The 12,875-nt window shown below is 45.6% G+C and carries 9 protein-coding genes and 3 tRNA genes; all 12 read left to right on the forward strand.

Annotated features, from left to right (window positions below):
• Nucleotides 1-23 precede the first annotated feature (23 nt).
• The 12 genes from OIT45_RS07785 to OIT45_RS07840 all read left to right on the forward strand — a co-directional run bounded on the left by OIT45_RS07785 (nt 24) and on the right by OIT45_RS07840 (nt 12,859).
• Nucleotides 24-884, forward strand: a complete 861-nt coding sequence (locus OIT45_RS07785; protein WP_199404355.1) for an SHOCT domain-containing protein — start codon at nt 24-26, stop codon at nt 882-884.
• A 74-nt stretch (nt 885-958) separates the two neighbouring features.
• Entirely contained in the window at nt 959-1,480 is a 522-nt protein-coding gene (locus OIT45_RS07790; RefSeq protein WP_135798339.1) for a hypothetical protein, read from the forward strand.
• A 111-nt stretch (nt 1,481-1,591) separates the two neighbouring features.
• On the forward strand, nt 1,592-3,700 hold the full coding sequence (locus OIT45_RS07795; RefSeq protein ID WP_413743292.1) for a copper-translocating P-type ATPase: 2,109 nt from the start codon (nt 1,592-1,594) through the stop codon (nt 3,698-3,700).
• Between the two features lie 550 nt (nt 3,701-4,250).
• Nucleotides 4,251-5,708, forward strand: a complete 1,458-nt coding sequence (locus OIT45_RS07800; RefSeq protein WP_199404356.1) for an MDR family MFS transporter — start codon at nt 4,251-4,253, stop codon at nt 5,706-5,708.
• An 89-nt stretch (nt 5,709-5,797) separates the two neighbouring features.
• A tRNA-Ser gene (locus OIT45_RS07805) sits at nt 5,798-5,887 on the forward strand.
• 35 nt (nt 5,888-5,922) lie between these two features.
• Nucleotides 5,923-5,996 (forward strand) — tRNA-Met (locus tag OIT45_RS07810).
• 5 nt (nt 5,997-6,001) lie between these two features.
• Nucleotides 6,002-6,091: transfer RNA gene (locus tag OIT45_RS07815), tRNA-Ser, on the forward strand.
• A gap of 66 nt (nt 6,092-6,157) precedes the next feature.
• Nucleotides 6,158-7,738: an ATPase P gene (locus tag OIT45_RS07820; RefSeq protein ID WP_199404357.1), complete on the forward strand. Its 1,581-nt coding sequence runs from the start codon at nt 6,158-6,160 to the stop codon at nt 7,736-7,738.
• Nucleotides 7,739-7,936: 198 nt separating this feature from the next.
• Nucleotides 7,937-9,499: a ribonuclease Y gene (gene rny / locus OIT45_RS07825; RefSeq protein WP_003608988.1), complete on the forward strand. Its 1,563-nt coding sequence runs from the start codon at nt 7,937-7,939 to the stop codon at nt 9,497-9,499.
• Nucleotides 9,500-9,608: 109 nt separating this feature from the next.
• On the forward strand, nt 9,609-10,592 hold the full coding sequence (locus OIT45_RS07830; protein ID WP_199404358.1) for a LacI family DNA-binding transcriptional regulator: 984 nt from the start codon (nt 9,609-9,611) through the stop codon (nt 10,590-10,592).
• Nucleotides 10,593-10,823: 231 nt separating this feature from the next.
• Nucleotides 10,824-11,570 carry a sugar phosphate isomerase/epimerase family protein gene (locus tag OIT45_RS07835; protein WP_199404359.1) on the forward strand — a complete coding sequence of 249 codons (747 nt, stop codon included), beginning with the start codon at nt 10,824-10,826 and terminating at the stop codon, nt 11,568-11,570.
• Nucleotides 11,571-11,572: 2 nt separating this feature from the next.
• Nucleotides 11,573-12,859, forward strand: coding sequence for an SLC13 family permease (locus tag OIT45_RS07840; protein WP_003608982.1), 1,287 nt, complete (start codon nt 11,573-11,575; stop codon nt 12,857-12,859).
• Nucleotides 12,860-12,875: the final 16 nt, after the last annotated feature.

Raw genomic sequence — 12,875 nt, forward strand, 5'->3', positions numbered from 1 at the left:
ATTAATGAAATGGGAGGAATTATATGAATCCTGAAGTTGTTAGGAAATTAAAAGAATACAAGGCGATGTTAGATGCAGGTGCGCTTACTCAGGAAGAGTTTAATCAGCTTAAAGAAAAACTGTTGTCTGATGATAGCAAAGCTAGTGGGACTGTTCAAACGGCTTCGCAACCTGCGCCAGAAGCTGGGAAGCAAGAAGCTACACCAATACAACAAGGACAAGGAGTGAAGACGTCCAATCAACCAGTAACCTCTCGACGAGTGGATGCGAAGGACAGTGCCACCAAAACAGGTAAAAAGGGCGGTATCATTATTGGCTTGGTGATTCTATTGCTGGTTGTTCTAGGCGTTGGGGCAGCGCATATTCATCAACAGAATGAAGCTACGCAAAATAAGACGGAAAAGCAACAGGCCAAGGCTAAAAGTATGTCAGCGAAAATGTCATCAATGAAGGAAGCGTCTAAAGCAAGTAGCGAATCCGTTGCTAAAGAGAAAGCGGAGTCTAGAAAGGCGGCAAGCGAATCTAGCCAAGCTGCAGCAAATTCTGAGACAAAGGTAGATGTCACAAGCTTAAGTAATCAATTAGACAGTATTGCCAGTGATTTGGGTCAGACGGCTGAGCGACTTAATATGTCTGATTATCGTGGAGATACAGGCTACACAGATACAGGCGAGACGTTGGTGCCTGGAAAAACCGGTGAAGGTAATGGATTATATGGTGTTAAATACATTTGGCTATTTTCAAATGATGATGAAGCCTATTTGTACTACTTTGCTGATGACGGAAATGCCTATGTAACTGATTACCCATACACTGATGATAGCGTCTTTACTGTCACACAAAATGAACAAATCGAAGGCGCGTGGCAATCTGCAATCCAATAAGGGTTATCATTTAACATTTGACTGAAATAGGCGTACGCTTAACGTATCCACCGGCTACGAAAGGAAGTGCACTTATGGACGCAATGGAGAAGTCACAACGGATCGAAAATTGGTTAAAAGAAAATGGGTCTGTGCAAGTCGCAGTCTCAGAGTACATGGCAGCTAATCCACCAATGTCAGTCAGTCGCTTTTTGGCGACAAATGACTGTTCTAATAAGCCTGAAACGGGGTTGGAAGGCATTTTGCTACCAAACGGCTTGTATTACGACTTACGTGGTTCTCACAGTATGATGATGAATGTGCTTGCAGCACAGGCGCTTGATACGACAATTGAGAATTACATGAAGTCAGTACCCAAGGTTTGTTATACCGCAATGACGGCTTATGCAATGAAAATTACAGGTGCCGTCATGCTACACAATAATGTACAACAATATGCTGACGAATTAACTCAGGCGCAAAAGGATGCGTTATTGCAGTTGGAATCAGCGAATAAATTAGTAGTTAATCTCCAGCCAGTCCGGATGCCGGCGCGTATCAAGGTGCACTATCCAAAGCTGGTTGAGCGGCAACAGGCAGTGCTTGCGGCTAACTAGAGAAAGAGAAACGTTCTGGCAAAATCAGCCGGAACGTTTTTTAATATCATTTTGCTTATTTAAAGTTTGGCGGTAGAATGAATTGTGAAGTTGTACACACGGAGGGAAATAATGACAAAACATGATCATCATCATGATATGAGCATGCACGAGCATAGCGAACATCAGATGAATATGAATGAAAAACATATGGACATGGATATGCCAATGGCGCATCATGACATGGACCACATGAATCATGATGACATGATGATGCACGGTGGGCACATGATGCATATGGGAAATATGAAGCGAAAGTTGATTGTCTCATTAATCTTGACGATACCGATTATCCTGCTGTCACCAATGATGGGGATGAAGATGCCGTTTACGATTACCGGCATTCCGGGTCAAAATTGGTTGGTATTGTTGCTAGGTTCAATTCTGTTTTTCTATGGTGGCACGCCATTCTTTAGCGGTGCTCGTGGCGAATTACAGAGTCGCAAGCCGGCAATGATGACGCTGATTACAATGGGCATCGTGGTGGCTTACGTTTACAGTTTGTACGCCACGATTATGAATGCCTTGCATCCCGAAGTCATGGTAATGGATTTCTTCTGGGAGTTGGCAACGTTAATCGACATTATGTTGATTGGCCACATTATCGAGATGAATGCAGTGATGAAGGCTGGTTCTGCCGTGGATGGTTTGGCGGCCTTGGTACCTAAGATGGCCCACCGCCGTCATCATGGTGACCACTTCATGGATGTCGCGATTTCAGATTTGGCATTGGGCGACGTCTTGCTGGTTAAAGAAAACGAACGCGTGCCAGTTGATGGTCGTGTCCTAACCGGTATGCCAACGTTGGATAAATCACTGCTAACTGGTGAATCAACTGGCGTCATGAAGCATGAGGGCGACCACGTTGTTGGCGGCTCGCTTAATGGTGGCGCCTCATTTACGATGACGGTGGCGCACCGTTCGGACGATGGCTTCTTGGCGCAAGTTCAACACTTGGTTGCTAATGCGCAACAAAATCAATCACACGCCGAGACGTTAGTCGACCGCGTGGCTGGCTGGTTGTTCTACGCCGCGATGATTGTTGGTATTTTAGCATTTGTGATTTGGACAGCCATCCATGGTTTTGCATATGCTTTGCCAATTGCGGTTACAGTCTTCATTATTGCCTGTCCACACGCCCTCGGGTTGGCCATTCCACTAGTTGTTGCACGTTTAACTGGTTTGGCTGCTCAAAACGGATTGCTTATCCAAAACCGTGCCGCTTTGGAACGCGTGAACGAGTTGCGTTACGTGTTGATGGATAAGACAGGAACGCTGACGGAAGGCAACTTTAAGGTGCAAACCGTTAACGCTTTGGCTGAGGGGTGGACGTCAGATGATGTGTTGCGTTATGCAGCAGCCCTTGAACAAGGTAGTTCACACCCGTTGGCGACTGGCATCTTAAAAGCAGCCCACGATTTGGACGTGCCAATGGTGATGCATCAAACGGCGACGGCTGGTGAGGGAGTTTCCGGTATGATTGGCGATGACCACTACCGCTTGGTGTCACCAACAACGTTGCCGGCAAACATCAATTCACAAGTTCGTGACCTAATTACGACAGCGACGACAACCGGCGAGACGGTCAGCGTCTTGTTGAAGCATGATGAGCCACTTGGGATTATTGGCTTGTCAGATGCCATTAAGCCGGATGCGCAAGCCTTTATTGAAAGCTTGCATCAACAAAACATCACACCGGTAATGTTGACTGGCGATAATGAAAAAGCGGCGCAACGCGTGGCGGCAGCTTTAGGTATTCACGAAGTCCGTGCTGATTTGAAGCCGGCCGACAAGATTGAGTTGGTCAAGACGTACCAAGCAAACGGTGCGGTGATGATGATTGGTGACGGGGTTAATGACTCACCTGCATTGGCCCAAGCTGACTTGGGTGTGGCGATTGGTGCCGGAACTGATGTCGCGATTAATGCATCGGATGTGGTGCTGGTTGATTCAAAGCTCGCTGATGTGACGACGTTGCTTGAATTGGCACGTCAAGCTAAGCGAAAGATGATCCAGAACCTATGGTGGGGAGCGGGGTATAACCTGATTGCGATTCCATTAGCGGCTGGCATTCTTATTCCAGTCGGGTTTAAACTTGATCCGATGGTTGGTGCCATTTTGATGTCACTTTCAACCATCATAGTGGCGATTAATGCCATGACGTTAAAACTAAAGAAGTAAACAAAAACGGCGAAGCATATCTGCTCCGCCGTTTTTTGATGAAGTTGTTTTTAACCCCCACGCGGCTCTCTCTAAAAGGCCGTGGTGCAAAGTCGACTAACATCTACTGAGAAAGGGAAAGAGAGATGGTAGACATTAGTGACGGGTTAGCACGTGATTTATTATGCCAGGTAATGGGGCGCTACGGCAGAAAAGTGCCTGAGGTGGGAAGATTTTGATGTTTTCAATCATTTTAATGGGTTTGGATAACAAAAAACACGCGCCAGGGGGTGCGCGTGTTTTTTAAGAAGATTTGGCTAGTTGGCAAAAGAATCTAAGGGGGGAGGGGGAAACCAGCTAGTCAGCGATCTTCAATTATGCTAGGGATAAGTCAGGGCGCATATCTGCGCTTCTGAATGATTATAGTATGCTGCAAATTTGAGGCTCTAACTAAAAAGTGCCAAATATGAGTCAAATTAACGTGATTTTTTACATAAGGACCTAAAATCCGCTAATCGGCTTACAAAATGTTAGAATAATAAGTCGAACAAAACGAAAGCAGGTGAACAAGATGGAAGCAAAGCCAAAGTACGTCGGATTGATTACAGCGGCCATCCTGCTATCAACCTTTATGTCAGCTATTGAGGGAACTGTTATCTCAACAGCTATGCCAACAATCATTGGATCGTTGCACGGCATCAAGTTGATGAGCTGGGTATTCAGTATTTACATGTTGATGACTGCCGTGGCAACACCAATCTACGGTAAGTTATCAGATTTAATTGGCCGCAAGCCGGCGATGCTGTCTGGATTAATCATTTTCTTGATTGGCTCAATGATGAGTGGTGTTTCTGATAGCATGGCGACGTTGATTTTCTGGCGTGCTATTCAAGGTATTGGTGCCGGTGGTATTATGCCAGTTGCCTTTACGATTTTGGCTGACCTTTATCCAATCGAAAAGCGTGCCTCAATCATGGGCTTGAATTCAACTGCGTGGGGTGTCGCCTCGATGGTTGGACCACTAGTTGGTGGTTATTTGGTTCAAAACTTGTCATGGCACTGGGTATTCTTTATTAATTTGCCAATTGGTATTATCACGATTGCTATTTTAATTTTCTTCTATAAAGATACCTTCGAAAAGCGCCAAGCCATTATTGACTATCCAGGTGTCCTTTGGATGTCAGTATTTATCGTTGGTTTGTTGCTTGGTTTGCAAATGATTTCAGAAGCAAACTGGTTGTTGATGGTAATTTTCTTCGTCGCCTCAGTACTTGGTTTGATTTTGTTCATCAAGCGTGAGCGCAAGGCGCCAGAGCCATTGATTGATTTGAAGATGTTTAAGTCAGTTGACTTCACAGCTGCCAATACAATCGCTGGTTTGACTGCTGGATTCATCATCGCTTACAACATTTACTTGCCAACGTGGATGCAAGCACTTGGTGGTATGAAGCCATCAGTCGCTGGATTTGTTGTGACGCCAAGTTCTGTTGTTTGGATGTTTGGTGCCGTGATTGCTGGTCGCGTTTTGGCTAAGCACAGTGCCCAATACCTCTTTAAGTTTAGTTTGTTTGTTGGTATGCTTTATGCCATCATGTTGGCTGTGATGCCAGGGGATGCGCCATTCGTTTTGTTCCTAGCTACTGGATTGATTTTCGGTTTGACGATGGGATCAACGATTACGGCCTCAACGGTGATGGCCCAACAAACAGTTGAGCCAAGCCAAATTGGTATGGCCACATCATTTAACAACTTGGCCCGTGCTATGGTTCAAACGATGATGACAACTGTTTATGGTGTTGTCCTTAATGTGTCAATGTCGATTGCTTTGCAGTCACACCACAACTTGCACTTCGCCGAGTTGAATCAATTAATTGATCCAAACACAGCAAAGAACTTGCCAGCTAGTCACATTGCGCCATTGCGCGACATTATGACGTTTGGTTTGCACAACATTTACTGGGTTGGTGCCTTGTTGATGTTGGGGGCTGTCTTGACGAATGTCTGGGCAACGCGTCAGTTGAAAAAGTAAAATTAAATTGCTTCAACAAAAGTGTTGACATTTAATAGGCAAATGCCTATTATATTACATGTGGTTGCGATAAGTAACTTACATGTTTTGGAGGATTACCCAAGTCTGGCTGAAGGGAACGGTCTTGAAAACCGTCAGGTCGTGAAAGCGGCGCGTGGGTTCGAATCCCACATCCTCCTTTGGCATCTCTGGTGTCACAATTTAATTTTATTATCGCGGGATGGAGCAGTCTGGTAGCTCGTCGGGCCCATAACCCGAAGGTCGTAGGTTCAAATCCTGCTCCCGCAATTTATGGAGAATTACCCAAGTCTGGCTGAAGGGAACGGTCTTGAAAACCGTCAGGTCGTGAAAGCGGCGCGTGGGTTCGAATCCCACATTCTCCTTACTGATAACCGTGTCCATTGGGCGCGGTTATTTTTTTATTCTAAAATATTGAGGGGTATGAATTTATGTTAACATTACAGCTTCGTTATCTCAGATATGCAATTGTTGGGGTGGCTTTGACAGTTTTGACGGCGCTGATAATGCCAGTGTTACTAGGCATGAGTCCGTTTTTGGATTTGTCAGTCCCACACCGGATGATGGCAGCCTTTGCAATCGCGACTGTGTTTGTGATTGTGGTTGACGTGCGCATGGGGATGCAAGCGTGGCGCCAACGCCAAGAAGAGGGACTAACGACTTTGTGGGTGCCGATTATTGGTCAAACACTTTGGTTGGCGACGACGGCTTGGATTTACAAGCAACCGATTGACGGTGACTTCTTGAAGACGATGACGTTGCCAGTCATGCTAGGCGGATTGACAATTTTGCTACTAACGTTTGGTTTGTTGCAACGTCGTGAACGTGCGATTCCGCTAGATGATGTCATGAAGCAGGCAACACGCCGTTTGACGTGGGTAGTTGTCGTATTGGCCATCTACGCCTTAATCTTCTTTGGCCTAACGTTGAACTGGCAATCTGGTTTGACGGTCGCAACGTCAGTCTTGCTAGTCGTTGATCCACGTTGGCCAGCTTTCTGGGCGGGGTGGCGTCGCTTCCGCATTTTGCGTGCGCTAGCTAAGGAAGGGGTGACCTTCCAAAATCCACACGCACTTGATGAAGTACGTGATGTGAACCATGCCGTTGTTGAAAAGACTGGTTTGTTGACCGGCGACGACGTGACGGTGACTTCTGTGATGTCTTTGGATGATCGTTACAGTGATTTTGACATCCTAGGCATTGTGACTGGCTTGGTTGAACCAGTTAACGGGGTGCTTTCTAAGAATATTTTGGCGTTTGCTGAAGAACATGGTGTTTATCCTTCAAGCGCCAGTGAGGTGGAACTTATTCCGAATGCTGGTATCCAAGGTGTGATTTTGAATGAACACTTTGCGATTGTCTCAGCAGCGTTCGTCTTAGCAAATGATTACACGGTAGATCAAGACGTTTTGGCAACGTATAAGGAGCTTGGCAATTCGGTCAGCTACGTTGTTGATAGCATGCAAGTTGTCGGTGTCATGACGTTTGGGACGTCAATGAGTAAGGCGGTCTTGCCAATTGACCGTTTCTTCCGTGAACGTGGCATCACAACATACATTGCAACGGCTGATACATCTGGATCAGTCCAACAATTGACGAAGCTAATGGGGACGTTATCGGAACCAGCGACTGACTTGACGCCTGATGAAAAGGCGGCCAAGCAAGCCGAATGGGTGAACGATGGTGAATCAATGTTGATTACGAACCAAGTTGTCCCAGAAAATGTGACGCCATTGTTGACGGTGGCCGTTGACAAGGAAGATATGATTGCTGACGTCCACGTTGAAACGATGACTGACTTGCCAAAGTTGTGGGATACAACCGACGCTTTGTTGGGGGCTGACACGAAGGTTTTGCTCTGGACTAGTGTGGTTGTTTTGCTAATTGTGTTGATTGCTGCTGGCCTTGGCATCTTTATCACACCTTGGTTGTTCGTGGCACCAATCGTCGCCACAATCATTCGTTTGGTCTTGTCATTCACTTTGCGTGCCGTGGTTGCACCCGAAAATTAAGAAACGATTACAACGTGAAACATATGGCCCGTCATGTCCCCGAAAGGTTGATATGACGGGCTTTTTGTAACCTACAGCAATTCCGATATAAATTGACTTATGTTGTGGAAAAGCCTAAAATGAAACATGTGTTAATAAAGCGCAAAAAAACACTATTGATTTGACATGAAAGTCAACTCTATAGACAGGAGATACAAGATGAACATTGCAATGATCATCCTGCTGTCGCTTGTCGCAATCGTAATTGGCGTTGCGATTGGTTATCAAGTTGCGAAGACTCGCATTAATCACTCGCTAACCATTGCACGCCAAACCGCATCAGATATTACGAGTCAAGCCGCTAACGATGCTGAGCAGATGAAAAAGACTGCCATCGTCGAAGCGCGAGATGAAAGCCAACGTTACCAAGAACGCATTGAACGTGAACTTCAAGACCGCCGTGCGGAAGTGAAGTCACAAGAAGAGCGTTTGGTAAGTCGTGAATCTGTATTGGACCGAAAGGATGCTTCATTGCAAAAGCGTGAAGAAGTCATTTCGGAAAAGGAAACGAAACTTGATCACCAACGACAAAGTGTCAACGATAAGCAAAAGCGTGCTGAAGAATTGATTACAGAACGTGAAGCAAAGTTGGTTGAGATTGCAAACTTGAGTCGCGATGACGCTCGTGAGCAAATCTTGTCAGAGACGAAGGATGCCTTGGTTTCTGAACGTGCCGTTATGATTAAGGAAAGCGAAGAGCAAGCTGCAGCCGAAGCTGAAAAGCGGGCTAAGAACTTGGTGGTTAGCGCCATTCAACGTTCTGCTGCAGACATGGTTGCCGAAACAACGGTATCAGTTGTGACGTTGCCTAACGATGACATGAAGGGACGAATTATCGGTCGTGAAGGTCGAAACATTCGTGCCATCGAGACGGTTACTGGTATTGATTTGATTATCGATGATACGCCAGAAGCAGTCGTATTGAGTGGATTTGATCCGGTTCGTCGTGAAATTGCGAAGAATGCTTTGGAGAAGTTGATTGCCGACGGTCGCATTCACCCAGCTCGCATTGAAGAGATGGTTGAAAAGGCCCGTAAGGAAATGGATGAGCACATCCGTGAAGTTGGTGAACAAACAATCTTTGATTTGGGCATTCACAACATGCACCCTGATTTGATTAAGACAATCGGTCGCATGAACTACCGTACGAGTTATGGACAAAACGTGCTCGTACACTCAATTGAAGTCGCTAAACTAACGGGCATGTTGGCTGCTGAGTTAGGTGAAGACGTTACGCTTGCCAAGCGCGCAGGATTATTACACGATATTGGTAAGGCAATCGATCATGAAGTTGACGGTTCTCACGTAGAGCTTGGTGCAGAGTTGGCCAAGAAGTACAAGGAACGTCCAGTTGTGATTAATGCCATTGCCTCACACCACGGTGACGTGGAAGCTGAGTCTGTTATCGCCGTCTTGGTTGCAGCCGCTGATTCGATTTCAGCTGCACGACCAGGAGCGCGTTCAGAGTCACTTGAAAACTACGTTCAACGACTACAACAACTTGAAGCCATTGCAAATGACTTCAGCGGTGTTGAAAAGTCATTCGCGATCCAAGCGGGTCGTGAGGTTCGTGTTATCGTTGAGCCAGCTGCTGTTTCTGATTTGGAAGCAACGGTTTTGGCCCGCGACATCAAGAACCAAATTGAACACGATTTGGATTACCCAGGCCACATCAAGGTTACGGTTATCCGCGAATCACGTTCAGTGGAATATGCGAAATAATAACGAAAACAGCGAACTGCCTCGGCGGTTCGCTGTTTTTGTGTATTTTGCCACATATCTATAAAATGCTATACTTTGAATAACACAATCTGAAATGGAGAGTTCTTCAATGGCAAATGAAGAGAAATTAAATATCAATGACATTGCAGAACGCGATGGTGTCAGTATTGCGACTGTGTCCAGATATTTGCATGGTCGATTAGAAAAAATGTCCGACAAAACAGCGAATCGGATTAAGCAAATTATCGAAGAGACGGGCTATGTGCCTAATGCGTCGGCTGTTCAATTGATGACGCAACGTAGCGGTTTGATTGCAGTTGTGGCTGCAGATGTTGACGACTATTTTTCAACGGAATTTTTTAAGGGTGCATCTTCAATCCTTGAAGCAGAACAATACACGGGCGTACTATTTGATACGAATTCATCAGTGGCCCGGGAAGCATCTCTACTTGATCGTGTGAGCCAGCAAAACTTTGACGGTGTGATTATTCAGCCGATTTCAGATGATGATAGTTTGCTGGAAAAGCACATCAAGAAAGGACTGCCAGTTGTGCTTGTTGACCGTGAAACGATGGGTGGTAACTACGACATGGTGGTGACGGATAATGAACAAGCAGCTAAGCGTGCAGCGCAGCACTATCATGATGCTGGCTTTACACGTTTGATTGTTGTGACTGAACCAATCGCTAGTGTCTCAACTCGTACTGCGCGTTGGCGTGGCGTACAAGCTGTATATCCAAATGCAACAATGGTAGAGGTGCCACGTTCAGGCATTGTTGGTGAAGAAGTATTAAACGAAATGATGCACCAGTTGCAAGGGGATGAACCAACGGTTATTTTCTTCTTCAAGGAACGCTTGATGCTCGAAATATTACCACACATGATTCGTGAAAATGTGTTAAATGAACAACGCCAAGTGACCGGTTTTTCAGACACGAAGCTAGCACGTGACTTGAACCCGAACGTGAAGTTAATCCAGCAAAATCCCTTTCTGATGGGGGCTACGGCGGCTGAGTTGCTGCTACGCCGACTCGATAAAAAGACGATAATGCAACACACTGAAAAAGTGGTGATTGCAGCGACGTATGAATAAGTGGTTTACAACACCTGTAATGGGTGTTATTCTTTTCACGTAAGGTTAAGCGCTTACCTAACTTTTACCCACGGGTTAGATTAGGGAGTGACTTGAACCGGTGGGCATTACGCCCATATATTTTTAGACATTGGTTAAGCGCTTAACCTAAAAAAGACACATGATATTGATGGATGAGCTGATCAATTAAACGATTTGACGAAATGGTGCGATTGTTCACAGGGGAATGACATGGCAAAACTATTTTTGAACACATGGATTTTTGAGGATGCGGTCAAGCAAGGGCGACCACAAGCTGACCTTGTCGCGCAAGCTGCACGTCTAGGTGCGGACGGTATTGAAGTTCGTCGTGAGTACTTCAAGGATTTGGCAACTGAGCTAACGGCTGTACGTGATGCGGCGGAAGCTAGCAAGTTAACATTAGCGTTGAGTATTCCAGATGAACTGTTTGTAAATGGGGCGGTAAACGAGAAGTTACCGCAATATATTGCGGAGCTTCAAGCACTAGGAGCGCAAAAAGCAAAGTTTAATCTAGGTGATTACGCACATTTCGATGGTGATTTGGTAGCAGCTTTTCAAGCATGGCCTGCTGATATTCAAATCAATATTGAAAATGATCAAACTGAACTAAGCGGTCACCTAGAGCCAATTCACGAATTCTTGCGTGATGCCAAAGATGCGGGTGTAAACATTGGTTACGTTTACGACCTTGGTAACTGGGCATTTACAAAGGGTGATGCGGTTAAGAGTGCTGAAATGTTGGCACCTTACACAGATTACGTTCACTTCAAAAACGCGGCCGAAACTGATAACGGTCTGGTTGTCACTGATGATTTGGCTGAGGGGCTATTTGATTGGGAAAAGATTTACCAAGCGTTCAACGCTGACGTTGATGTCGCACTTGAATTCCCAATGATGACGGATGAGCAAATCGCCGCGCAAGTCACGATGCTTCGTCGCGCAATGGAGGTACGCTAATCATGGTTAATACGATTATTGCAATTCTATTGTTGTTGACGTTCGTCGGTTTCATCTTCTACATCTTTAAGGGTGGAAACTTGATGGTTGGTTTCTTCGTGATGGCCATCTTGTGGGCCGTGATTGGATTGGTACCATTTGATGTGGCAATCAAGAAGGTCTTTGCTGAACCAGCTTTGAATTACGGACCAACGATTATCTACATTGCGTTTGGATCTTGGTTCGGTCGTGTCTTGGTTGATTCAGGCATTGCGCCAGCCATTTCACAACGCACCGCGAAGGCTGGTAAAAAGAACGTGATGTTGGCAGCCATTTTGGTGGTCTTGGTCACGGCCTTGATTTTCATCAGTGCTTACGGTGTTGGGTCAGTTATCGCCATCGGAGTTATCTTGTTGCCAATTATGTTGTCACTTGGTATTCCACGTAAGATTGCGTTGCCAGCATTCTTGATGTCAGTTGGTGCGCCAATGTACTTAAACTTGGTGTTATTTAACCAAATTAAGGCATTCTTCCCAAAGGCTGAATATGGTGGTAAGTACTTGGTTTTCGGTATTGCTGCGATGGCCGTGCAATTGTTGGCCGTTATCATTTACCTTTTCTTGCACCGTAAGTCATTTGACCCAGCCAAGGCTAACGAAAACTTGGAATTGGTGGGTGCCGAGGAATCAACTGAAGAAGTTAAGATTCCATGGATTGCCTTTATCGTACCGGTTGTGCCAGTGTTTATGAACTTGGCCTTCAAGTGGGATGCGGTACCATCATTGATTTTGGCAACGTTGCTTGCCATGTTGTTGACGGGAAAGATGCGTCACTGGAAGTCATTTATTGATTTCTTGAACGATACGATTCAAACCGCTATTTCTGATATTGCCGGTTTGATCATGTTCTTGATGGCCTTGATCATGTTCTCAGGTGCTGCGCAAATTAACGCTGCTCGTTTCCAAACGTTGTTGACGTCAATTTTGCCTTCTAACATTTGGGTGTTGGCCTTGGCTTTGGGAATTGCCGCACCATTGGCATTGTTCCGTGGACCTTTGCACGTTTGGGGTGCCGGTGCTGCGACAGCTGCCGTTTTGGCAGGTGCCCACATTTTCCCAGATTCATTGTTGTTGCCTTTGATGTACGTGCCAAGTTTGATGGCTGTGTCTACTGACTTGACGCAATCATGGAACGTTTGGGCCTTGAAGTACATGAAGGTCGACAGCCGTGAATTGTTGAAGCAAGGTGTACCAGTAATGTGGATTGTTTCAATCATTAACGTTATTTTGGCCGTTTTGATCATTAAGTAAGAAAATAAGGGATTAT

The sequence above is a fragment of the Weissella sp. LMG 11983 genome (genome assembly GCF_025908495.1).
Taxonomy (GTDB): Bacteria; Bacillota; Bacilli; order Lactobacillales; family Lactobacillaceae; genus Weissella; species Weissella fermenti.